Source organism: Pseudomonas sp. MRSN 12121 (genome assembly GCF_000931465.1).
In the GTDB taxonomy this organism is placed as follows: Bacteria; Pseudomonadota; Gammaproteobacteria; order Pseudomonadales; family Pseudomonadaceae; genus Aquipseudomonas.
In genome coordinates this window covers 473,897-498,051 of the sequence record NZ_CP010892.1, presented here as the reverse complement: position 1 = coordinate 498,051, position 24,155 = coordinate 473,897, and the positions used below count along the sequence as shown (strand labels likewise).

Here is a 24,155-nt window from a genome sequence, read left to right as displayed (position 1 = left end):
TATTAACCTTTAAGCTGAGCCAGGGCGCGGTAATCCGCTCCCAGCGTGGCCTGTAAAACCTCTTTCGGATAATCGTCGGTCACTACGGCTTCGCCCATGCGGCGCAACAGCACCAGACGCAAGCGACCGTCGATCACTTTCTTGTCAATTGCCATGTGTTCGAGAAAATCGGCCTCGGTCATCTCCTCGGGGGGCACGACCGGCAAGCCCGCACGCTGGAACAGGCGAATCCCGCGGTCACGCTCTTCGGCGGTGATCCAGCCAAGGCGCGCGGACATTTCCAGCGCCATTACGGTACCCGCGGCAACCGCCTCACCATGCAGCCACACACCGTAGCCCATGTGGGTTTCGATGGCGTGGCCGAAGGTATGCCCCAGGTTCAGCGTGGCGCGCACGCCGGATTCGCGCTCATCGGCACCGACCACGGCCGCCTTGGCCGCACAGGAACGCTCGATGGCATAGGTCAGCGCCTGCTGGTCCAGGGCCCGCAAGCGGTCGACGCTGGCTTCGAGCCAGGTAAGGAACGGCTCGTCGCAGATCAGGCCGTACTTGATGACTTCCGCCAGGCCCGCCGACAGCTCGCGAGCCGGCAGACTGTTGAGCGAGGCGGTGTCGATCAGGACCACGTTCGGCTGATAGAAGGCACCGACCATGTTCTTGCCCAACGGATGGTTGATACCGGTCTTGCCACCCACCGATGAATCGACCTGGGACAGCAAGGTGGTAGGAATCTGGATGAAATCGACGCCGCGCTGGTAGCAGGCCGCGGCAAAACCCGCCATGTCGCCGATCACGCCGCCACCGAGGGCAATGATCGTGGTGCGTCGATCGTGCCGTGCGGTCAGCAGGCCATCGAAAATAAGCTGCAGGGTTTCCCAGTTCTTGAACGCTTCGCCATCGGGCAGGACCACCGAGATCACCGAGAACTGCGCAAGGCTGCGTTTCAAACGCTCAAGGTAGAGCGGCGCGACAGTTTCATTGGAAACGATCGCCACCTGCCGCCCGGCGATGTGCGGCGCCAGCAATTCGGGCCGGTCCAACAAACCTTCGCCAATATGAATCGGGTAGCTGCGCTCGCCTAGATCGACCTTAAGTGTCTGCATGTGTCCCCACAGTGAAGATGGAAGCTGGTGTCCTGCCTTGCATTGACAACGGCATCGCCTGGTTTATTGACGTCACGCGATAGCTCTGCGCCACAATCTCCAGCGATCATGGCGAGGCGCCGAGGATAGCGCATTTCGCGCCGCGCATTAACGGGGAGGCAGTTGCTGCAGGCGGTCCAGTATGTCCAGCACCACCAGGCGTGGTGGCCGTTCATCGGTTTCAACCACCAGATCGGCGATTTCCCGATAGAGCGGATCGCGGATCGCCAACAGGTCACGCAGGGTTTTCGCCGGATCGGCGGTGCGCAACAGCGGCCGGTTGCGATCCCGGGCGGTGCGCCCCACTTGCTGTTCGACCGAGGCATGCAGATAGACCACGCGACCGCCGGCATGCAGCGCCAGGCGATTGGCTTCCCGCATCACCGCACCACCGCCGGTGGCCAGGACCACGCCATCGGCGGCGCACAACTCGGCGATCATGGCCTGCTCGCGATCGCGAAAGCCTGGCTCGCCTTCCTTATCGAAGATCCACGGGATATTGGCGCCCGTGCGCAACTCAATTTCCTTATCGGAATCTTTGAATGGCAGGCGCAGCTCTTTGGCCAGCAAGCGACCGATGGTGCTTTTTCCAGCCCCCATCGGCCCAACAAGAATCAAATTTCGCACAGAATCAACGACTCACAGCAATCGCCTGGTTGTTCATGATACGCGGAGTGAGAAATACCAGCAGCTCGGATTTTTTCTCCGACACCACGTCACGCCGGAAAAGGCGGCCAAGATACGGCACATCGCCGAGAAATGGCACTTTATCTACAACCTTGCTTTGCGTATTGGAGAAAACCCCACCGATCACGATGGTCTCTCCGTCGTTGATCAGGACCTTGGCGTTGACCTCGTTCTTCTTGATGGGCGGTACATCCTGGACCTTGTTCAGGTAGTCCGGCTCGTCCTTGGTGACCTTGACCTCCATGATGATGCGGTTGTCCGGAGTGATCTGCGGCGTCACCTCCAGCGACAGCGAGGCCTCCTTGAAAGACACCGAGGTCGCCCCGCTGGACGCGGCTTCCTGATAGGGGATTTCCGTGCCCTTGAGGATTTTCGCGGTCTCCTTGTCGGAAGTGACGACCTTGGGCTGGGAGACGATTTCCCCGTTGCCGGTCTTTTCCATCGCCGTCAGCTCAAGGTCCAGCAACACGTTGTCGGTGATGAAGGCGATCCCCAGCCCGGAGGTATTGGCGGTAGTGCCCAAGTCGACGAACGGTGCATTACTGCTGGTGCTGCCCGGCGTGCCGATGGTGGAGGAACCATTGGCGCCATTGCTGACCCCCGAGGCATTCCAGTTGCCCTGGTTCTGGATCGAGCCACCCCAGCGCACGCCCAGGCTCTTGTCATAGTCGACGTTCGCCTCGACGATCCGCGCCTCGATCATCACCTGGCGTACCGGAACATCCAGCTGGCTGACGATGCGCCGCAGTTCGTCCAGGCGATCCCGGGTCTGATAGGCAATGATGTTGTTGGTCCGCTCATCGACCGTGATCGAACCACGCTCATCGGATTTATCCTCGGCGCGGGTGACTGACTGGAACAGCTTGGCGATCTCCGCAGCCTTGGCGTAATTGACCTGCAACAGTTCGCGGCGCAACGGCTCGAGATCGGCAATCTGCTTCTGCGACTCCAGCTCCTGGCGTTCACGAGCGGCGATTTCATCGGCCGGCGCCACTAGCAGCACATTGCCGACCTTGCGCTTGTCCAGCCCCTTGGTCTTGAGCACCAGGTCCAGGGCCTGGTCCCACGGCACATTCTGCAGACGCAGGGTAATCCCGCCCTGGACCGTATCGCTGGCCACCAGGTTGAGATGGGTGAAGTCGGCAATCAGTTGCAGTACCGAGCGGACCTCGATGTCCTGGAAGTTCAGCGAGAGCTTTTCACCGTCATAGGTCGAGCGCTCGGCATTACGTTTCTGCAGGTCGTCAACACTCATCGGCCTGACGCTGACCGTCAATTTGTTGTCCGTCTGGTAGGTCGAGTAATCGAAGGTGCCACCGGGCTCGATGGTAATGATGGCCTTGTCCGATTCCGCGCGGGCGCTGACAAACTGCACAGGCGTAGCGAAATCCTTGACGTCCAGCCTGACGCGCAAGGGTTCGGGCAGGCGGGCCCGGGCAAAGGCGATCACCAGCTTGCCGTCGCGCTCCTGGATATCGGGGCTCATCTGCGCATCGGAAAGGTCGATCAGGACATTGCCTTCACCCCGCTCCCCCCGCTGAAAATCCACGCTGCGAATCGACCGGCCCGCCCCGACTCGTCCGGAGGCAGCAGGACGCTGCGGCACATCGTGCGCCACCGTCGCGCCCTGACCGATCACCACGAACAGCTGGTTCCCCGCGATCCGGGTGCTATAGGGCGCCAGCGCCAGCAGATTGACCACCACACGGGTGCGCTGCCCCGACTCGACCACGGTGACGCTGCGCGCATTGCCGCTCCCCAGGTCACGGCTTTTGCTCTTGAGCCCACTGACGACATCCGGCAAGTCGAGGGCGATCCGTGCCGGCTGGTCGGTGCTATAGCCACGGGGCTCGGGAACCGGCCCATCGAAGGTCAGCTTCAACTCCAGGCGGTCTCCCGACAGCGTCGCGACATCCAGGGCCTTGAGAGTGGCCGCCATGGCCATCGGCGAAAGCAGCGCCATCCCTAGCGCAATACCGAGGGCTGAAAAGATCCTGTTCATGATGCGAGTTCCACTATGAATGCTCTTTTAATGGAATGGTCCGCGGTCGTTCCAGCCACGCTCCCGCTCCATCGGGAACAATCTCGACCACGTCGACCTGTGAATCGCTGATCGCGACAATCCGCCCATCGTTTCGCCCCAGGTAGTCGCCGACCTTCAGCCGATGTACCCCCCCCGCTCCCCGCAGCAGCGCAAAGACGCCGGAAGCGTTGGAAAGCGTGCCCACCATCTCGAACTGCTCGATGCTGAACCCCTCGAGAAACGCCTTGCTGCGGTTCGGGTCCGGCCGGACCGCGGACGAACCTGCCCGACGGCTCGCCAGGTCTACCCGGACCGCTGGCTGGAACGGACTGCGCAGAAGCGAGGCGTCGTAGGTGAACGTTGGGTAAGACCCGAATACCGGCATTGGTTCAATCTTGCCGGGCGGCCGCGCCCGCACCTCGTTCATGTAGGCGTCCAGATCGCTGAAGTCGTCATCGCTGCCGCACCCGGCCAGCCCGAGACCGATCAGCACCAGCAGCAGGCCATGAATGCGCTTCATGGACGAGGCACCTTGTAGCGATAGGTCCTGGCCAGAACGTTCATGCGCAGCTTAGAGCCGACCTGCGGGGCGACCGGCTTGATCTCGAAATCATGCAGGGTGACGATTCGCGGCAACCCGGCCACGCCACTGACGAACGTCGCCAGTTGGTGATAGCCGCCGGTCACCGTGATCTGGATCGGCAGCTCGACATAAAACGGCTGGACCACTTCCGGCAGCAGCTTGATCTCTTCGAACTCCAACCCGCTGCCAAGCCCTGTGCGACTGATGTCTTCGAGCAGGCCCGGCACCTCGGTATCGCTCGGCAGTTGGCGCAGCATCTGCTCGAAGGCGCTTTCCATGGCCTTCATCTGCTCACCGTAGGGCAACAGATTGGCCACCTGGCTCGCCTTGCTGGCGAACTGTTGTTTCAACACGATCTCGTCCGCCCGGCGCTGGTCGAGCTGCAACAGCAGATCCTTGAGGTACAGCTGGTAGCCGAGAGCCAGCACCAGCAGCATCGCCAGCGCCGCGACCAGGCTTTTGACCGGCGCCGGCCACGCCCCCATATTGCTCATTTCCAGTTCGCCGGGATCGACCCGGCGCATCTGCTCCCACCAGCCAGCCAGGCTCATTGCCCAACCTCCTCCAGGGCAGGCCGGGTCTGGTGCACGGTCAGCTGGAACACATTCATCTGGTCGGCGTTGTCCGCCCCGGCGGCCTTGACCTCGGTGAGACTTGGCGTATCGAACCAGTCGGACGCGTCCAGGTTGCGCATCAGGTCCGAAACCCGGTGGTTCGATTCCGCCGCACCGACAATCGAGAGGGTTTGCCCGCTCATCCTGACATCGGTGAAATACACCCCGTCCGGCAGGCTCCGGGCCAACTGGTCGAACACCCGCGCACGGGTGGATCGATTGCCCTGCAAGTCCTGGATAATCTTCATGCGCTCCAGCAACTGCTCGCGATGCAGCTTCAGCTCGCCGATCTTGGCAATTCGCTGATCGAGTAAGGCGATCTGTGCCCCCACGTGATTGTTGCGCGCCAGCTGCCTGTCGATCGCCCGGTCGATGATCCGGTCGCCCACCAGTACCGCCGCCAATGCCAGCGCCGCGGCCGCGGCCACGCCCAGCAGGAAATGACGCCGGCGGCGCTCGCGCCGTTCTTCGCGCCAGGGAAGAAGGTTGATCCGAGCCATCAGTCGAAGCTCCTCAGGGCCAATCCGCAGGCAATCATCAGGGCCGGCGCTTCGCTAGCCAGCACTGCGGCATCGACCTTGCTGCCCAGGCTCATGCCGGCGAAGGGATTGGCGATCCGTACCGGCAGGCCCAGGCGTTGCTGGAGCAGCGAGGCCAGCCCGGGCAGGCCGGCGCTGCCACCCGCCAACAACAGGGAGCCGATCCGGTGCTGCGATGCCGACGCCTGGAACAACTGCAACGAACGTGAGACCTGCTCAACCGCCGTTTCTTGAAAAGGTTGCAGCACGGCTTGCGCATAGCCGTCCGGCAAGCCGCCCTTTTTTTTCGCCAGGCCCGCTTCCTCTTTCGACAAGCCGTAACGGCGCTGGATCTGCTCGGTCAGTTGTTCGCCGCCGAACAACTGCTCGCGGGAATAGATGATTTGCCCTGCCTGCACGACGTTCAGGGTGGTGAGGGTGGCGCCGATATCGACCAGCGCCACGGAGCCCGACGCTACCGGCCCGGCCGCCAGGGCGAGCGAGCGCTCGAGCGCGCAGGTCTCCAGGTCCACCACCCGGGGCGTCAGCCCCGCGAGTTCCAGCGCCACCTCGCGAATTTCAATGTGCTCCCTGCGGCAGGCCGCCAGCAGGACGTCGACACGCTCGGGATGACGGGCCGAATAGCCGAGCACGTCGAAATCGAGGGCGGCCTCGTCCAGCGGATAGGGAATGTATTGGTCGGCCTCGACCTTGAGCTGGCTTTCCCGATCGTCGTCGGACAGCCCGGCGTCCATCTCGATGACTTTGCTGATCACCGCCGAACCGGCCAGCGCCAGCGCCGCGTTCTTCACACCCGGCCGGGTCCGGGCCAGCAGGCGGGACAGGGCATGCCCCACTCCTTCGGGCTCGACGATGTTCTTTTCGACCACGGCATTGGCCGGCAACGGCTCCACCCCGCAGGCCTCGACCTGAAAACGCTGGCCGATGCGGCTCAACTCAACGAGCTTGACCGAGGTGGAACTGATATCGATCCCGAGAAGGGAACTCGCCTTTTTGCTGAAGAGTCCTAGCACTACCAATTCCCTATGACTATCCGTGACTTACGGACTCTGTAATGTCCATTGCGTTCAATCACTACGTCTTGACAGACGCGCAAATGACGCCCTCCACGGAAAAATGCTTATAATGCCCGGCGTTTTTTCCGCTTTTATCTGCCGCGTGGGCCGATCCCGAACATGAATGCCCTGACGCCAAATTCATTCCTTTCTCTGGAAATCCAAAAGCCTTGATTCGTCTGCTGAAGTTTTTCGGGTGGTCCATCGTCGCTGTGTTCTGCGGGCTGCTCCTCGCTCTCTCCGGTGCGTTTCTCTATCTTAGTCCTGGCTTGCCATCGGTAGAGGCGCTCAGAAGTATCCAGTTGCAGATTCCCCTGCGGGTGTACAGCAGCGACGGCAAGTTGATCGCAGAATTCGGTGAAATGCGCCGTACTCCGATCCGTTTCGCCGACATTCCCCCCAACTTCATCAATGCGTTACTAAGTGCTGAAGACGACAACTTCGCCAACCATTACGGCGTCGATCCCAGCAGCCTGATGCGTGCCGCGACCCAGCTGGTCAAGAGCGGGCACATCCAGTCCGGCGGCAGCACCATCACCATGCAGGTGGCGAAGAACTTCTTCCTGAGCAGCGAACGCAGCTTCTCGCGCAAGACCACCGAGATCCTCCTGGCCCTGCAAATCGAGCGCCAGCTGACCAAGGACGAGATCCTCGAGCTGTACGTCAACAAGATCTACCTGGGTAACCGCGCCTACGGCATCGAGGCCGCGGCCCAGGTGTACTACGGCAAGTCGATCCGCGACGTCAGCCTGGCGCAGATGGCCATGATCGCCGGCCTGCCCAAGGCCCCGTCACGCTTCAACCCGCTGGCCAACCCGGCGCGCAGCAAGGAGCGCCGCGACTGGATCCTCGGGCGCATGTACAAGCTCGGCAAGATCAGCGAGACCGACTACCAGGCGGCTATCGCCGAGCCGTTGAATGCCAGCTATCACGTGCCGACGCCGGAAGTGAACGCTCCCTACGTCGCCGAAATGGCCCGTGCCGAGATGGTCGGCCGCTACGGCAGCGACGCCTACACCGAAGGCTTCCGCGTCACGACCACCGTGCCGAGCAACCTGCAGGAGATGGCCAACAACGCCATCCACGAGGGCCTGATCACCTATGACCAACGCCATGGTTACCGGGGCCCCGAGTCGCGCCTGCCAGGCAAGACGCACGCCGCCTGGGCCACTGAACTGACCAAGCAACGCACCATCAGCGGCCTGGAGCCGGCGATCGTCACCCAGGTCGAAAAGAATGGCCTGCAGGTGCTGACCCGTACCGGCACGGAGCATGTCGACTGGGACAGCATGAAATGGGCGCGTCCGTTCCTGAACACCAACAGCATGGGCGCCGCGCCCAAGCAGCCGAGCGATGTCGCCCAGGTCGGCGACCTGATTCGCGTGCAGCGCCAGGCCGACAATTCGCTGAAGTTCCGGCAGATCCCGGTCGTGCAGGGCGCGCTGGTATCCCTCGATCCGCAGAACGGCGCCATCCGCTCGCTGGTGGGCGGTTTCGCCTTCGAGCAGAGCAACTACAACCGGGCGATGCAGGCCAAACGCCAGCCCGGCTCGAGCTTCAAGCCATTCATCTATAGCGCCGCGCTGGACAACGGCTATACCGCTGCCAGCCTGGTGAACGATGCGCCGATCGTGTTCGTCGACGAGTACCTGGACAAGGTCTGGCGCCCGAAAAACGACACCAACACCTTCCTCGGCCCGATCCGCATGCGCGAAGCGCTGTACAAATCGCGCAACCTGGTTTCGATCCGCCTCCTGCAAAGCCTGGGCGTGGACCGCACCATCGACTACATCAGCAAGTTCGGCTTCAACAAGCAGGACCTGCCGCGCAACCTGTCGCTGGCCCTGGGCACCGCGACCCTGACGCCGATGGAAATCGCCACTGGCTGGAGCGTGTTCGCCAACGGTGGCTACAAGGTCACGCCGTACATCATCGACAAGATCGAAAGCCGCAACGGCGAAACCCTGTTCACCGCCAACCCGCCGAGCGTGCCTGCGGGCGGCACGGCCAGCAGCGGGATCGCCGCGCCGGAACCACAGGGCTTCACCGTGAACAGCGTGCCTGGCGAAACCCCGGGCCAGGCTGCCGTGCAGGCACCTGCGGTGGCCGAGCGCATCATCGACGGCCGCACGACCTACATTCTCAACAGCATGCTGGAAGACGTGATCAAGCTCGGCACCGGGCGACGCGCGCTGGCCCTGGGCCGCAGCGACCTGGCCGGCAAGACCGGGACCACCAACGAGTCCAAGGACGCCTGGTTCTCCGGCTACAACGCCGATTATGTGACCACGGTCTGGACCGGCTTCGACCAGCCGGAAAGCCTGGGACGCCGCGAGTACGGCGGCACCGTGGCCCTGCCGATCTGGATGAACTACATGGGCGCGGCCCTCAAGGACAAGCCGGCGCATACCCAGGCCGAACCGGAAGGCATCCTCAGCCTGCGGGTCGATCCGGTCAGCGGTCGCGCCGCCGCGCCAGGCACGCCCAATGCCTATTTCGAGCTGTTCAAGAGCGAAGACACGCCGCCTTCGGTCAACGAACTGGGCAACGGCTATGCGCCTGGCAGCCCGCTGCCGGCGGACGAGTCAGCACCGATCGATCTGTTCTAAAGAGCCGCGGCACGCTACGAGCCTCAAGCTGCAGGAAAGCGCAACACCGGCTTTCGCTTGAGGCTTGAAACTTTCCCATAAAAAAACCCGGCTCGAAGGCCGGGTTTTTTATGCGCTGCTGTTAGCCGTTGAACACGTCGTCCACGCTTTTCAGCGGGTAGTTCTTCGGATACGGCAGGGTCGCCACGCCGGTCTCGATCGCGGCCTTGGCCACGGCATCGGAAACCACGGTGATCAGGCGCGCATCCATTGGCTTCGGAATGATGTACTCACGGCCGAACTCCAGCGCGTCGACGCCATAGGCTGCGCAAACTTCCTTCGGCACTGGCAGCTTGGCCAGGTCCTTCAGGGCGTTGGCCGCGGCGATCTTCATTTCTTCGTTGATGCGCTTGGCGCGAACGTCCAGGGCGCCACGGAAGATGAACGGGAAGCCCAGTACGTTGTTGACCTGGTTCGGGTAGTCCGAACGACCGGTGGCCATGATCACGTCGTCGCGGGTGGCGTGCGCCAGCTCCGGAGCGATTTCCGGATCGGGGTTCGAGCAAGCGAACACGATCGGGTTGGCCGCCATGGATTTCAGGCCTTCGGCGCTCAGCAGGTTCGGGCCGGACAGGCCGACGAACACGTCGGCGCCCTGCAGGGCGTCGGCCAGGGTGCGCTTGTCGGTCGCGTGGGCGAACACGGCCTTGTACTGGTTCAGGTCGTCGCGCTCGGAGTGGATCACGCCGGTACGGTCGACCATGAAGATGTTTTCGATCTTGGCGCCCATGCTCACCAGCAGCTTCATGCAGGAGATGGCGGCTGCGCCGGCGCCCAGGCAGACGATCTTGGCTTCCGACAGGGTCTTGCCGGCGATTTCCAGGGCGTTGATCATGCCGGCCGCGGTCACGATCGCGGTGCCATGCTGGTCATCGTGGAACACCGGAATGTCGCACTGTTCGATCAGGGCGCGCTCGATCTCGAAGCACTCTGGCGCCTTGATGTCTTCCAGGTTGATGCCACCGAAGGTGATGGAGATGCGCTTGACGGTGTCGATGAAGGCTTGCGGGCTTTCGGAGTCGACTTCGATGTCGAATACGTCGATGCCGGCAAAGCGCTTGAACAGCACGCCCTTGCCTTCCATCACCGGCTTGGAAGCCAGAGGGCCGAGGTTGCCCAGGCCGAGAATCGCGGTGCCATCGGAAATGACTGCAACCAGGTTGCCCTTGCCGGTGTATTTGTAGGCCAGCTCAGGATCGCGGGCGATTTCGCGTACTGGTTCGGCTACGCCGGGGCTGTAGGCCAGCGACAGGTCGCGGGCGGTAGCGGTGGCCTTGGTGAGCTCGACACTCAGTTTCCCTGGACGGGGATTGGCGTGGTATTCGAGAGCGGCAGTTTTCAAATCAGACATGTGGGCATTCCGCTTTTTACTGTTGGACAGACGGACCGCCGAGGATACGCGTGTCGCATAGTCCCCACAAGACTGACCGGTCACCCCTGTCAAGGCCCGTAGCCTACGACTTTGGGCCAAGAGCCACGGAACACAAGGCTTGCAACTGTTCACAATCCAAATAAAAAATGTCTACAATTTTTTATTCATTGAACCAATTGGAACATTCCGGGGTGCGTCAGTGGCAACATCCAGCGCGCCTGGCCTGATTGCAAGCCACCCTTGCGCGAACGGTCGAGCACCCAGCCACGCGCCTCGATCCGCTGCCCCGGCAGGCGTTCCAGCAACGCGGTATCGAACTGACCGAGCAGATTGGGTGCAATGTGCAATACAACCGAGTGCTGCAACTCGATCCAGATGCCACCGCGATTGCGCTGCACCTTGCTCACCCGCCCACTGAGCACGGCGAATCCGGACCTGGCGATCTGATCCTCTTTCAGCACAGACGACTGCCGCCACACCCCCAGCCGGGCCTGACGAGCGCTGCGCTCGGCGGCCTGCTGGCAATCGAACAAATCGACGTTCGGCGCCACGGCCACCTGGTATCCCAGGCCTTCGGCCAGCAATTGCGCTTCGAGATTGGCGCCATCGGCGCCATAGACATGGGCCAGGGTGCGCCCATAACGATCCTTGGCTTCACGGCCGGGGAGCAAGCCCACTCGGCCATCGCTGGCCTTCACCAATGCCTGCAGGCGCTGGCGGGCCGCCACGGCGAAGGGTTCGTCGGTACGGCCTTTCTTGCCCAGCTCCGGGGCGTTGAGGCCGATCATCCGCACACTGCGCCCATCGGCCAGGCGCAGGGTGTCGCCGTCGACCACTCGCTGAACCTGCGCGGAGGCCAGCCCGGCAGGCGCCGGGCAAAACGCCTGGGCGCTGGAGAGCCAAATCGCGGACATAAAAAAGGCGCCCGCGAGGGACGCCTTTTTCATCAGCGAGGAAAAGCTGGAGCAGCTTTCCAGACTGGTCAGCCTTAGGCCTTTTTCGCGCCGAAAGCACCGAAACGGTCGGCGAACTTCTGAACGCGACCACCGGTGTCCAGAGTCTTCTGCTTACCGGTGTAGAACGGGTGGCACTCGTTGCAAACGTCGATCGCCAGTGGCTTGGCGAAGGTCGAACGGGTTTCGAACTTGTTGCCGCAGCTGCAGGTTACGGCAACTGCTGGGTATTCTGGATGGATATCGGCTTTCATGGTGTCTTCCTCAGGCTAGCGTGCCGCCACCCAACACTATTGTTGAATACCGCACGTAATTAGGGCGCGAATTCTACCAGACCTTTGCGATCACGCAAGCTGTCCCTCGCACCGACCGTCTGCTAGGCTCCGGGCCTTCTTTGCCGCCCGTTCGATGAGACTTCCCCGCGTGCCCGACGCCATCTTGCGCCTCGCCCTGCCCTCGCCCCTGCGCCGCCTGTTCGACTATCGGGCCCCGGCCGGCGTGCGGCGCGCCCAACTGCATCCGGGCATGCGCCTGCGCGTGCCGTTCGGGCGCCGGGAGATGATCGGCATCCTGGTCGAGGTGACCGACAGCAGCGAAGTCCCGGCCGACAAGCTCAAGCCGGCGCTGGCCCTGCTGGATGCCACCCCGCCGCTGCCGCCCACGCTGTTCAAGCTGTGCCTGTGGACGGCGCAGTATTACCAGCACAGCCTCGGCGACACCCTGAGCTGGGCGCTGCCGGTACTGCTGCGCCAGGGCGAGCCGGCCGAGGTGCGCCAGGAGCGCTTCTGGTCGGTCAGCCCCGGCGCCCGCCTCGACGACCCGCGCATCGCCCGCGCCCCTCGCCAGCGCGAGGCACTGGCGACCCTGGCCCAGCATCCACACGGCGTTCCCCATGCGTTGCTGAGCAAACTGATGCTGAGCAAGGACAGCCTCGACCTGTTGCTGGCCAAGGATCTGGTCCAGGTGGAGGTTCGCCGGCACGCCCCCGGCGAACGCCACGAACACTGGCTGGCCCAACCGGAACTGCCGCTCAACAGCGAACAGCGCGCCGCCTATGAAGCCATTCGCTCGGGCTTCGACAGCTATCACGCCTTCCTGCTGGCCGGGGTCACCGGCAGCGGCAAGACCGAGGTCTACCTGCAACTGATCCGCGAAACCCTGGAGGCCGGCAAGCAGGCCCTGGTGCTGATCCCGGAAATCAACCTCGGCCCGCAGACCCTGGCGCGCTTCGAGCAGCGCTTCAATGCCCGCATCGCCCTGCTGCACTCGGCCGTCAATGACCGTGAGCGCCTGGACGCCTGGCTGGCGGCACGCGACGGCGAGGCCGACATTATTATCGGCACCCGCTCGGCGCTGTTCACCCCGATGAAGAATCCCGGGCTGATCATCATCGACGAAGAACACGACGGCTCCTACAAGCAGCAGGAAGGCCTGCGCTACCACGCGCGCGACCTGGCCCTGGTCCGCGCGCGCCAGGAAAACATCCCCATCGTGCTGGGTTCCGCTACACCGTCGCTGGAAAGCCTGCACAACGCCTACAGCGGCCGCTACGGGCTGCTGCGGCTGAACGAGCGGGCCGGCGGCGCCAAGCAGCCGCGCTTCCTGCGCCTGGACGTGAAAAGCCGGCCGCTGGACAGCGGCATCTCCGGCCCCATGCAACAAGCCATCGGCCAGACCCTGGCGGCGGGCCAGCAGGTGCTGGTGTTCCTCAACCGCCGGGGTTTCGCGCCGACCCTGCTGTGCCATGACTGCGGCTGGATGTCCGAGTGCGAGCGCTGCGATGCGCGGATGACCGTGCACCAGCGCTACGGCGAGCTGCGCTGCCACCATTGCGGCCACAGCGAACGCGTGCCGCGGCATTGCCCGCAGTGCGGCAAGGTCGACCTGCGCCCGGTCGGCGCCGGCACCGAGCGCGCCGAAGAGCGGCTGGCGATCCTGTTCCCGGACTACCCGGTGCTGCGGGTCGACCGCGACAGCACTTCGCGCAAGGACGCGATGAACCAGCTGTTCGCCACGATCCAGAAGGGCCAGCCGTGCATCCTGGTGGGCACCCAGATGCTCGCCAAGGGGCACCACTTCCCACGGGTGACCCTGGTGTCGATCCTCGACGCCGACGGCGGCCTGTTCTCCGGCGACTTCCGCGCCAGCGAGCGCATGGCGCAGTTGATCGTCCAGGTCGCCGGACGGGCCGGGCGAGCCGAAGAGCCCGGCAAGGTGATTATCCAGACACACCTGGCCGACCATCCGCTGCTGGTGCAACTGACCGAGCAGGGCTATTTCGCCTTTGCCGAGCAAGCCTTGAGCGAACGCCGCGCCGCCGGCCTGCCGCCGTTCGCCCATCTGGCCCTGTTGCGCGCCGAGGCGCACAAGCCGGGACAGGCCGAAGGCTTTCTCGACGAAGCCTGCAGCGAGGCCGAACGCCTGCTGGCGCAGATGAACCTGGGCGGCATCGAGTTGCTGGGGCCGGTGCCGGCGCCCATGGAGCGGCGTGCCGGACGCTATCGCGCGCAACTGTTATTGCAGGCCAGCGCCCGGGCGCCGCTGCACAAGTTGCTGAGCCACTGGCTGCTGCTCCTCGAACAGATGCCCAGCGGGCGCCAGGTACGCTGGTCGCTGGATGTTGACCCTGTGGACCTGTATTGATAGAAAAACCGCCATCTCAGGCAAGCGCGCCGCTGTAGGAGCGAGGCTTGCCCGCGATATGGCCCGAATAGCCACCGCATATCCACAGGCGGCCCGCTATAGTTGGCAAGCCCGTCTTCGCAACGGATAATGCCCAGTTTTTCCACCTGCGCATCGAAGCGCCGCCGCGCCAGCGGTCGAAAGAGAAGACCATGAAAGACACCATTCGCCAGCTCATCCAGCAAGCCATCACCCAACTCGTCACCGAAGGTGTGTTGCCAGAAGGCCTGACGCCGGCGATCCAGGTAGAAAACTCCCGCGACAAGACCCACGGCGACTTCGCCAGCAACATCGCCATGATGCTGGCCAAGCCGGCCGGCATGAAGCCACGCGACCTGGCGGAAAAAATCATCGCCGCCCTGCCCGCCGACGAACAGGTCAGCAAGGCCGAGATCGCCGGCCCCGGCTTCATCAACTTCTTCCAGAACACCCAGGCCCTGGCCAACCGCCTGGACGCCGCCCTGGCCGACGCGCGCCTCGGCGTACGCAAGGCCGGCGCGCCGCAGCGCACCGTGATCGACCTGTCGGCGCCGAACCTGGCCAAGGAAATGCACGTCGGCCATCTGCGCTCGACCATCATCGGCGACGGCGTGGCGCGGGTCCTGGAATTCCTCGGCGACGAAGTGATCCGGCAGAACCACGTCGGCGACTGGGGCACCCAGTTCGGCATGCTGATGGCCTACCTGCAGGAAAACCCGATTACCAGCGACGAGCTGTCCGACCTGGAGAACTTCTACCGCGCCGCCAAGCAGCGCTTCGACGAGTCCGAAGAATTCGCCGACCGCGCCCGTGGCCTGGTGGTCAAGCTGCAGGCCGGCGACGCGGATTGCCTGGCGCTGTGGACCAAGTTCAAGGACATTTCCTTGTCCCACTGCCAGAAAATCTACGAACTGCTGAACGTCAAGCTGACCATGGCCGACGTGATGGGCGAAAGCGCCTACAACGACGACCTGATCAACGTGGTCAACGACCTCAAGGCCAAGGGCATGCTGGTCGAGAGCAACGGCGCCCAGTGCGTGTTCCTCGACGAGTTCAAGAACGCCGAAGGCGAGCCGCTGCCGGTGATCATCGTCAAGGCCGATGGCGGCTACCTGTACGCCACCACCGACCTGGCGGCCGTGCGCTACCGCAGCGGCACCCTCAAGGCCGACCGCGCGCTGTACTTCGTCGACCAGCGCCAGGCCCTGCACTTCCAGCAAGTGTTCGCGGTGGCCCGCAAGGCCGGTTTCGTGACCCATCCGATGGAAATGGAGCACATGGGCTTCGGCACCATGAACGGCGCCGACGGCCGTCCTTTCAAGACCCGCGACGGCGGCACGGTGAAGCTGATCGACCTGCTCACCGAAGCCGAAGAGCGCGCCTACAGCCTGGTCAAGGAAAAGAACCCGGAGCTGGCCGAGGCCGACCTGCGCAGCATCGCCAAGGTCGTGGGCATCGACTCAGTGAAATATGCCGACCTGTCCAAGCACCGCACCAGCGACTACAGCTTCAACTTCGACCTGATGCTGAACTTCGAAGGCAACACCGCCCCCTACCTGCTGTACGCCTACACCCGCGCCGCCGGGGTGTTCCGCAAGCTGGGCAAGGATTTCAGCGAAGTACAGGGCCAGATCGCCCTGCAAGCCGCCCATGAGCTGGAACTGGCGGCCAAGCTGGCACAGTTCGGCGAAGTGCTGAACAACGTGGCCGACAAGGGTACGCCGCACACCCTGTGCACCTACCTGTACGATGTCGCCGGGCTGTTCTCCAGCTTCTATGAAAACTGCCCGATCCTCAGTGCCGAATCGCCGACGCAGATGCAGAGCCGCTTGCGCCTCACCGAGCTGACCCGTCGTACCCTCAAGCAAGGCCTGGAACTGCTGGGCCTGAAAGTCCTGGAGCAAATGTAAGTTGGCTGCCAAGAAAAAACCTGCACCCAAGCGTGGCGCCAGCCGTTACCAAGCTCCTGCGAAGCAGCCGATCCCGGGCTGGTTGTGGATGGCCATCGGCCTGGCCGTGGGCGCCTTCATCGTGTTCCTGATGAAGCTGGAGCCAGGCAAGGGCGGCGACAGCGTCAAGCGCGAGCGGGTGGAACAGCAGAAAACCACCAAGATCGCCGAGGCCAACAAGACCCCGCCGAGCCCGCAGCAACCGGTGAAGCCGAAGTACGACTTCTATACCCTGCTGCCGGAGTCGGAAGTGATAGTGCCGCCGGAAGCGGTGCCGGAGAAAACCCTGCCGACGCCACAGACCGCGCCGGTGGTGCCGACCACGCCAGTGACCCCGGCGGAAGCGGCAAAGATCGACACCGCGCGGGCCCAGGCCGCCCTGGCCGGCATCACTCCGCCACCCGCACCACCGGTGGCGCAAGTCGCCAAGGCCGCCCCGGTGACCAAGTTCTTCCTGCAGGCCGGCTCATTCCGCAAGCAGGCCGATGCCGACAAGGTCCGCGCGCAGATCATCCTGCTGGGGCAATCGGTGTCGGTCGAATCCGGCACGGTCAAGGAAGAGACCTGGTACCGGGTGCTGGTCGGCCCGTTCAGCAACCGCGAACAACTGACCACTGCGCAGAAGCAACTGGCCGGCGCCGGCTTCAGCAATCTGCTGTTACAACAGCGCCAGAGCCGCTAGCGCAATCAATCGCGGGCAAGCCTCGCTCTGTAGGAGCGAGGTTTGCCCGCGATAGCCCCCTCACTGGCACCCTCCCTCCAGCAGGAAATACCGCTCGTCCTACTCCCCCCGCCACAGTTGAAAAACCCCGCACCACCCCCATATGAGCTTCCATCAGGGCACTTTCGCCCCGCAGCGTGGAGACTCTCCCCTTGACCACCATCGTTTCAGTCCGCCGCCACGGCAAAGTCGTCATGGGCGGCGACGGCCAGGTTTCCCTCGGCAACACCGTGATGAAAGGCAACGCGAAAAAGGTTCGCCGCCTGTACCACGGCCAGGTCATCGCCGGCTTTGCCGGGGCGACCGCCGATGCCTTCACCCTGTTCGAACGCTTCGAAGGCCAGCTTGAGAAACATCAGGGGCATCTGGTTCGCGCCGCCGTCGAACTTGCCAAGGAATGGCGCACCGACCGCTCCCTCAGCCGCCTCGAAGCCATGCTTGCGGTCGCCAACAAGGACGCGTCCCTGATCATCACCGGCAACGGTGACGTGGTCGAGCCGGAAGACGGCCTGATCGCCATGGGCTCCGGCGGCGCCTACGCGCAGGCCGCAGCCAGCGCCCTGCTGAAGAAGACCGACCTGTCGGCCCGGGAAATCGTCGAGACCGCCCTGGGCATCGCCGGCGACATCTGCGTATTCACCAACCACACCCAGACCATTGAGGAGCAGGATCTCGCAGAATAATCCTGTGCTCGCCACGGCATTCATTCTTGCTTGAGGACCGCCAATTATTATGTCCATGACTCCCCGCGAAATCGTCCACGAACTCAACCGCCATATCATCGGCCAGGACGATGCCAAGCGCGCCGTCGCCATTGCGCTGCGCAACCGCTGGCGCCGTATGCAGCTGCCCGCCGAGCTGCGTGTCGAGGTGACCCCGAAGAACATCCTGATGATCGGCCCCACCGGCGTCGGCAAGACCGAGATCGCCCGGCGCCTGGCCAAGCTGGCCAATGCCCCGTTCATCAAGGTCGAAGCGACCAAGTTCACCGAAGTCGGCTATGTCGGCCGCGACGTTGAATCCATCATCCGCGACCTGGCTGACGCTGCGATCAAGATGTTCCGCGAGCAGGAAATGATCCGCGTCCGCCATCGCGCCGAAGACGCCGCCGAGGAACGCATCCTCGACGCCCTGCTGCCACCGGCGCGCATGGGCTTCAGCAACGAAGACGCCGCCCCGGCCCAGGACTCCAATACCCGCCAGCTGTTCCGCAAGCGCCTGCGCGAAGGCCAGCTGGACGACAAGGAAATCGAGATCGAAGTGGCGGAAGTCAGCGGTGTCGATATCTCGGCGCCGCCGGGCATGGAAGAAATGACCAACCAGCTGCAGAGCCTCTTCGCCAACATGGGCAAGGGCCAGCGCAAGAACCGCAAGCTCAAGGTCAAGGACGCGCTCAAGCTGATCCGCGACGAAGAAGCCAGCCGCCTGGTCAACGATGAAGAACTCAAGGCCAAGGCCCTGGAAGCGGTCGAGCAGCACGGCATCGTGTTCATCGACGAAATCGACAAGGTTGCCAAGCGTGGCAATGCCGGTGGCGTCGACGTGTCTCGCGAGGGTGTACAGCGCGACCTGCTGCCGCTGATCGAAGGCTGCACCGTCAACACCAAGCTGGGCATGGTCAAGACCGACCACATCCTGTTCATCGCGTCGGGTGCCTTCCACCTGAGCAAGCCGAGCGACCTGGTGCCGGAGCTGCAAGGCCGCCTGCCGATCCGCGTCGAACTCAAGGCGCTGTCGCCGGAAGACTTCGAGCGCATTCTCAGCGAGCCTCACGCCTCCCTGACCGAGCAATACCGCGAGCTGCTGAAAACCGAGGGCCTGGCCATCGAGTTCCAGGCGGACGGTATCAAGCGCCTGGCGCAGATCGCCTGGCAGGTCAACGAAAAGACCGAGAACATCGGTGCCCGTCGCCTGCACACCCTGCTCGAGCGCCTGCTCGAAGAGGTGTCGTTCAGCGCCGGCGACCTGGCCAGCGCGCACAGCGAAGAGCCGATCCGCATCGATGCCGCCTACGTCAACAGCCACCTGGGCGAATTGGCGCAGAACGAAGACCTGTCCCGTTATATCCTGTAAGGCATTCGCCACCCATGCAGGAGTCGGCTCGCCGGCTCCTGCAAGACGGACTACAGGACATGAACAGACTCCCCACCGCCATCAACCTGCACAAAGCCTCCAAGACCCTGACGCTGACCTACGGGCCGGACGAGGTCTACCACCTGCCCGCCGAATTCCTGCGGGTACATTCCCCCTCCGCCGAGGTCCAGGGCCACGGCAAACCCATCCTGCAATTCGGCAAGCTCGGCGTCGGCCTGAGCAAGATCGAACCGGCCGGCCAGTACGCACTGAAATTGACCTTCGACGACGGCCATGACAGCGGCCTGTTCACCTGGGACTACCTGTACCAGCTGGCGGTGCGCCAGGACGCGCTGTGGAGCGACTATCTCGCCGAACTTGCGGCTGCCGGAAAATCCCGCGATCCGAACGAGTCTATCGTCAAGCTGATGCTCTAGACCGGACATCCGGCGCTTTAGAGCGCATTTTCTAGATTCATCTGTTTGAATGCTGGGCTGCATGGTCAACGATTGGCCTGCTTGCGAAAAAAATTAAACTCGGGTAACCAATGGAGCTGGCAAGTTCCCTGCAGTGTCCTGTGCACAAAAAGGCAGTCATGCAGAATCAACGGTCACCCGAGCAGTAGTACCTGGCAGCCTCGCTGTGTGACTACACGGCAGGTCCGGTACTCGTCTCAGGACAATGGAGCGTCGTAGATGAGTAACAAGAACAACGATGACCTGAAACGCCAAGCCGCGGAAAACACCCTGGGTTTGAATCCTGTCATCGGTTTACGTCGGAAAGATCTGCTTACCTCTGCTCGCATGGTGCTTGCCCAGGCCATCAAACAACCCTTGCACAGCGCCAAACACGTGGCCCATTTCGGCATCGAACTGAAGAACGTGGTATTCGGCAAATCGACGCTGCAACCGGAGAGCGATGACCGTCGCTTCAACGATCCGGCCTGGAGCCAGAACCCCCTGTACAAACGTTATCTGCAAACCTATCTGGCGTGGCGCAAGGAGCTTCACGACTGGATCGGCCAGAGCAACCTCTCCGAACAGGACATCAGCCGCGGGCATTTCGTCATCAACCTGATGACCGAGGCCATGGCGCCCACCAACAGCGCCGCCAACCCGGCGGCAGTCAAGCGTTTCTTCGAGACCGGCGGCAAGAGCCTGCTCGACGGCCTCTCCCACCTGGCCAAGGACCTGGTGCACAACGGCGGCATGCCGAGCCAGGTCAACATGGACGCCTTCGAAATCGGCAAGAACCTGGGGACCAGCGAAGGCGCGGTGGTGTTTCGCAACGATGTGCTGGAACTGATCCAGTACCGCCCGGTGACCGAGCAGGTGCACGAGCGCCCGCTGCTGGTGGTGCCGCCGCAGATCAACAAGTTCTATGTCTTCGACCTGAGCCCGGACAAGAGCCTCGCGCGGTTCTGCCTGCGCAACGGCGTGCAGACCTTCATCATCAGCTGGCGCAACCCGACCAAGGCGCAACGCGAGTGGGGCCTGTCGACCTATATCGAAGCGCTGAAGGAAGCGGTCGACGTGGTGACCGCCATCACCGGCAGCAAGGACGTGAACATGCTCGGCGCCTGCTCGGGCGGCATCACCTGCACCGCGCTGCTGGGACACTACGCCGCCCTGGGCGAGAAAAAGGTCAATGCCCTGACGCTGCTGGTCAGCGTGCTCGACACCACCCTGGATACCCAGGTGGCGCTGTTCGTCGACGAGCAGACCCTGGAAGCTGCCAAGCGCCACTCCTACCAGGCCGGTGTGCTGGAAGGGCGGGACATGGCCAAGGTCTTCGCCTGGATGCGGCCCAACGACCTGATCTGGAACTACTGGGTCAACAACTACCTGCTGGGCAACGAGCCGCCGGTATTCGACATCCTGTTCTGGAACAACGACACCACCCGGTTGCCCGCGGCCTTCCACGGCGACCTGATCGAAATGTTCAAGAACAACCCGCTGACCCGGCCCAATGCACTGGAAGTGTGCGGCACGCCGATCGACCTGAAACAGGTGACCGCCGACATCTTCTCCGTGGCCGGCACCAACGACCACATCACCCCGTGGAAGTCCTGCTACAAGTCGGCCCAGCTGTTTGGCGGCAAGGTCGAATTCCTGCTGTCCAACAGCGGGCATATCCAGAGCATCCTCAACCCGCCGGGCAACCCCAAGGCGCGCTACATGACCAGCGAAGAGATGCCGCCCCTGGCCGATGACTGGCAGGAAAACTCCACCAAGCACACCGACTCCTGGTGGCTGCACTGGCAGGCCTGGCAGGCGGAGCGCTCCGGCAAGCTGAAAAAGGCCCCGACCACGCTCGGCAACAAGGCCTACCCGGCAGCCGAGGCGGCACCGGGCACCTATGTCCATGAACGTTAACCGCTAGCACCGCCGGCGCGGCGAACCTGCTCATCGCCGCGCCGGCAACGATTCCACCAACAGGGCCAAGGCATGCCACAACCATTCATATTCCGCACCGTCGACCTGGATGGGCAGACCATCCGCACCGCGGTACGACCCGGCAAGCCTCATCTGACTCCCTTGCTGATCTTCAATGGCATCGGCGCCAACCTGGAGCTGGTGTTCCCGTTCGTCCAGGCATTGGACCCGGACCTGGAAGTCATCGCCTTCGACGTACCGGGCGTGGGCGGTTCCTCGACGCCGAGCCGGCCGTATCGCTTTCCCGGCCTGGCCAAGCTGACCGCGCGCATGCTCGACTACCTCGACTACGGGCAGGTCAATGCCGTCGGCGTGTCCTGGGGCGGGGCGCTGGCCCAGCAGTTCGCCTATGACTACCCCGAGCGCTGCAAGAAACTGGTGCTGGCCGCCACCGCCGCGGGGGCCTTCATGGTGCCGGGCAAACCCAAGGTGCTCTGGATGATGGCCAGCCCCCGGCGCTACATCCAGCCTTCCCACGTGATCCGCATTGCGCCGCTGATCTACGGCGGTTCGTTCCGCCGCGATCCCAACCTCGCCGCCGAGCACGCCAGCAAGGTCCGTTCGGCGGGCAAGCTGGGCTACTACTGGCAGCTGTTCGCCGGCCTTGGCTGGACCAGTATCCATTGGTTGCACAAGATCCATCAGCCGACCCTGGTACTGGCCGGCGACGACGACCCACTGATCCCGCTGATCAACATGCGCATGCTGGCCTGGCGCATACCCAACGCTCAGTTGCACATAATCGACGACGGCCATCTGTTCCTGATTACCCGGGCCGAAGCCGTCGCGCCGATCATCATGAAATTCCTCCAGGAAGAACGACAGCGAGCGGTGATGCACCCCCATCCGACACCGTTCAGCGGCATCTAGCAAAAAGCGCCTGCCGACAGGATCGTCGCGCGCGCAGGATGGTCCAGGACCGACTATGGTGTTGTCTTGGTGTGCTTGTTGATGGCTTGACGAAGGAGTGTTGACGCATGCGAGACAAACCAGCGACGGGCTCGTTACCCACATCCGCCGCGTACATCAATGCCCAGAGTGCCATCACCGGCTTGCGTGGCCGTGACCTGCTGTCGACCCTGCGCAGCGTGGCCACCCACGGCCTGCGCAATCCGATCCACAGCGCTCGCCACGCCTTGGCTCTCGGTGGCCAGCTGGGCCGCGTGCTGCTGGGGGAAACGCTGCACAAGCCCAACCCCCAGGACAGCCGCTTCGCCGATCCGACCTGGAGCCTCAATCCGTTCTACCGCCGCGGCCTGCAGGCCTATCTGAGCTGGCAGAAGCAAATCAAGCACTGGATCGACGAAAGCGGCATGAGCCCGGACGACCAGGCCCGCGCCCACTTTGTCTTCAGCCTGCTCAACGATGCCGTCGCGCCCTCCAACACCCTGCTCAACCCGCTGGCGATCAAGGAGATATTCAACTCCGGCGGCAACAGCGTGATCCGCGGCATCGGTCATCTGGTCGACGACCTGCTGCACAACAACGGCCTGCCCAGCCAGGTCACCAAACAGGCTTTCGAGGTTGGCCGCAACCTGGCCACCACCCCCGGCTCGGTGGTGTTTCGCAACGAACTGCTGGAGCTGATCCAGTACAAGCCGATGAGCGAAAAACAGTACGCCCGGCCCTTGCTGGTAGTGCCGCCACAGATCAACAAGTTCTACATCTTCGATCTCAGCCCGACCAACAGCTTCGTTCAATTCGCCCTGAAGAACGGCCTGCAGACCTTCATGATCAGCTGGCGCAACCCCGATGTCCGGCATCGCGAATGGGGCCTGTCGAGTTATGTCGAGGCCGTGGAAGAGGCCATGAATGTCTGCCGGGCGATCACCGGCAGCCGCGACGTGAACCTCATGGGCGCCTGCGCCGGCGGCCTGACCATCGCCGCGCTGCAAGGCCACCTGCAGGCCAAGCGGCAATTGCGCCGGGTGTTCAGCTCCACCTATCTGGTCAGCTTGCTCGACAGCCAGCTGGACAGCCCGGCGACCCTGTTCGTCGACGAGCAGACCCTGGAGGCGGCCAAGCGTCGCTCCTATCAGCAGGGCGTGCTCGACGGTCGCGACATGGCCAAGGTGTTCGCCTGGATGCGGCCCAACGACCTGATCTGGAATTACTGGGTCAACAATTACCTGCTGGGCAAGGAGCCGCCGGCGTTCGACATCCTCTACTGGAACAACGACAACACCCGGCTGCCGGCGGCCTTCCACGGCGACTTGCTGGACTTCTTCAAGCACAATCCGCTGGGCCATGCGGGTGGCCTGGAAGTCTGCGGCACCCCCATCGACCTGCAGAAGGTCACGGTCGACAGCTTCAGCGTCGCCGGGATCAACGATCACATCACCCCCTGGGACGCGGTATATCGTTCGACCCTGCTGCTGGGCGGCGACAAGCGTTTCGTGCTGTCCAACAGCGGGCATGTGCAGAGCATTCTCAACCCGCCGGGCAACCCCAAGGCCAACTATGTCGAGAACGGCAAGCTCAGCAGCGACCCGCGGGCCTGGTACTACGATGCCAAGCACGTCGAAGGCAGTTGGTGGACGCAGTGGCTGGAATGGATCCAGCAACGCTCCGGCGCCCAGCGCGAAACCCTGACCGCCCTGGGCAACCAGAACTATCCACCGATGGAAGCGGCGCCTGGCACCTACGTGCGCGTCCGCTGAACTCCCCCGTGCCGCGACCCACGGGGTCGCGGCCTGACCG

Annotated in this window: 20 protein-coding genes; 10 read left to right on the top strand and 10 right to left on the bottom strand. The window is 63.3% G+C overall.

Annotated features, from left to right (window positions below):
• Nucleotides 1-2: 2 nt before the first annotated feature.
• The 7 genes from aroB to TO66_RS02170 form a co-directional block, all read right to left on the bottom strand.
• Nucleotides 3-1,103 carry a 3-dehydroquinate synthase gene (gene aroB, locus TO66_RS02200; RefSeq protein ID WP_044460778.1) on the bottom strand — a complete coding sequence of 367 codons (1,101 nt, stop codon included), beginning with the start codon at nt 1,101-1,103 and terminating at the stop codon, nt 3-5.
• A 147-nt stretch (nt 1,104-1,250) separates the two neighbouring features.
• Nucleotides 1,251-1,769, bottom strand: a complete 519-nt coding sequence (gene aroK, locus TO66_RS02195) for a shikimate kinase AroK (RefSeq protein WP_044460777.1) — start codon at nt 1,767-1,769, stop codon at nt 1,251-1,253.
• 4 nt (nt 1,770-1,773) lie between these two features.
• Complete coding sequence (pilQ, locus tag TO66_RS02190) at nt 1,774-3,831, bottom strand: type IV pilus secretin PilQ (protein ID WP_044460776.1); 2,058 nt, start codon at nt 3,829-3,831, stop codon at nt 1,774-1,776.
• Between the two features lie 13 nt (nt 3,832-3,844).
• Entirely contained in the window at nt 3,845-4,372 is a 528-nt protein-coding gene (locus TO66_RS02185) for a pilus assembly protein PilP (RefSeq protein ID WP_044460775.1), read from the bottom strand.
• Entirely contained in the window at nt 4,369-4,986 is a 618-nt protein-coding gene (locus tag TO66_RS02180; RefSeq protein ID WP_044460774.1) for a type 4a pilus biogenesis protein PilO, read from the bottom strand. Before TO66_RS02180 ends, TO66_RS02185 begins: the two co-directional genes overlap by 4 nt.
• Nucleotides 4,983-5,549, bottom strand: a complete 567-nt coding sequence (locus TO66_RS02175; RefSeq protein WP_044460773.1) for a PilN domain-containing protein — start codon at nt 5,547-5,549, stop codon at nt 4,983-4,985. The genes TO66_RS02180 and TO66_RS02175 overlap by 4 nt, the downstream gene beginning before the upstream one ends.
• Nucleotides 5,549-6,601 carry a pilus assembly protein PilM gene (locus TO66_RS02170; protein WP_044460772.1) on the bottom strand — a complete coding sequence of 351 codons (1,053 nt, stop codon included), beginning with the start codon at nt 6,599-6,601 and terminating at the stop codon, nt 5,549-5,551. The genes TO66_RS02175 and TO66_RS02170 overlap by 1 nt, the downstream gene beginning before the upstream one ends.
• Before the next feature lie 215 nt (nt 6,602-6,816).
• On the opposite strand from TO66_RS02170, the gene TO66_RS02165 reads away from it, so the two are divergent.
• Complete coding sequence (locus tag TO66_RS02165; protein ID WP_177330424.1) at nt 6,817-9,252, top strand: penicillin-binding protein 1A; 2,436 nt, start codon at nt 6,817-6,819, stop codon at nt 9,250-9,252.
• 121 nt (nt 9,253-9,373) lie between these two features.
• On the opposite strand, the gene TO66_RS02160 is transcribed toward TO66_RS02165, so the two are convergent.
• The 3 genes from TO66_RS02160 to rpmE all read right to left on the bottom strand — a co-directional run bounded on the left by TO66_RS02160 (nt 9,374) and on the right by rpmE (nt 11,870).
• Nucleotides 9,374-10,642 carry a malic enzyme-like NAD(P)-binding protein gene (locus TO66_RS02160; RefSeq protein WP_044460770.1) on the bottom strand — a complete coding sequence of 423 codons (1,269 nt, stop codon included), beginning with the start codon at nt 10,640-10,642 and terminating at the stop codon, nt 9,374-9,376.
• Nucleotides 10,643-10,827: 185 nt separating this feature from the next.
• Nucleotides 10,828-11,610: a thermonuclease family protein gene (locus TO66_RS02155; protein WP_044460769.1), complete on the bottom strand. Its 783-nt coding sequence runs from the start codon at nt 11,608-11,610 to the stop codon at nt 10,828-10,830.
• Nucleotides 11,611-11,651: 41 nt separating this feature from the next.
• Nucleotides 11,652-11,870 carry a 50S ribosomal protein L31 gene (gene rpmE, locus TO66_RS02150; protein ID WP_007925855.1) on the bottom strand — a complete coding sequence of 73 codons (219 nt, stop codon included), beginning with the start codon at nt 11,868-11,870 and terminating at the stop codon, nt 11,652-11,654.
• Between the two features lie 169 nt (nt 11,871-12,039).
• Between rpmE and TO66_RS02145 the strand changes: the two genes are divergently transcribed.
• The 9 genes from TO66_RS02145 (at nt 12,040) to phaC (TO66_RS02105) (ending at nt 24,115) form a co-directional block, all read left to right on the top strand.
• The gene (locus TO66_RS02145) at nt 12,040-14,259 is read left to right on the top strand and encodes a primosomal protein N' (protein ID WP_044460768.1); all 2,220 of its coding nucleotides are present in this window, start codon (nt 12,040-12,042) and stop codon (nt 14,257-14,259) included.
• A 191-nt stretch (nt 14,260-14,450) separates the two neighbouring features.
• Nucleotides 14,451-16,187, top strand: a complete 1,737-nt coding sequence (gene argS, locus TO66_RS02140; RefSeq protein ID WP_044460767.1) for an arginine--tRNA ligase — start codon at nt 14,451-14,453, stop codon at nt 16,185-16,187.
• Nucleotide 16,188: 1 nt separating this feature from the next.
• Nucleotides 16,189-16,908, top strand: a complete 720-nt coding sequence (locus TO66_RS02135; RefSeq protein ID WP_044460766.1) for an SPOR domain-containing protein — start codon at nt 16,189-16,191, stop codon at nt 16,906-16,908.
• Between the two features lie 191 nt (nt 16,909-17,099).
• Entirely contained in the window at nt 17,100-17,630 is a 531-nt protein-coding gene (gene hslV / locus TO66_RS02130) for an ATP-dependent protease subunit HslV (RefSeq protein ID WP_003186641.1), read from the top strand.
• Nucleotides 17,631-17,679: 49 nt separating this feature from the next.
• Nucleotides 17,680-19,020 carry an ATP-dependent protease ATPase subunit HslU gene (gene hslU, locus TO66_RS02125; protein WP_044460765.1) on the top strand — a complete coding sequence of 447 codons (1,341 nt, stop codon included), beginning with the start codon at nt 17,680-17,682 and terminating at the stop codon, nt 19,018-19,020.
• A 59-nt stretch (nt 19,021-19,079) separates the two neighbouring features.
• Nucleotides 19,080-19,457, top strand: coding sequence for a gamma-butyrobetaine hydroxylase-like domain-containing protein (locus tag TO66_RS02120; protein WP_044460764.1), 378 nt, complete (start codon nt 19,080-19,082; stop codon nt 19,455-19,457).
• A 258-nt stretch (nt 19,458-19,715) separates the two neighbouring features.
• Nucleotides 19,716-21,395, top strand: a complete 1,680-nt coding sequence (gene phaC, locus TO66_RS02115; protein ID WP_044460763.1) for a class II poly(R)-hydroxyalkanoic acid synthase — start codon at nt 19,716-19,718, stop codon at nt 21,393-21,395.
• A gap of 72 nt (nt 21,396-21,467) precedes the next feature.
• Nucleotides 21,468-22,325 carry a poly(3-hydroxyalkanoate) depolymerase gene (gene phaZ / locus TO66_RS02110; RefSeq protein WP_044460762.1) on the top strand — a complete coding sequence of 286 codons (858 nt, stop codon included), beginning with the start codon at nt 21,468-21,470 and terminating at the stop codon, nt 22,323-22,325.
• 107 nt (nt 22,326-22,432) lie between these two features.
• Nucleotides 22,433-24,115, top strand: a complete 1,683-nt coding sequence (gene phaC / locus TO66_RS02105) for a class II poly(R)-hydroxyalkanoic acid synthase (protein ID WP_044460761.1) — start codon at nt 22,433-22,435, stop codon at nt 24,113-24,115.
• Nucleotides 24,116-24,155: the final 40 nt, after the last annotated feature.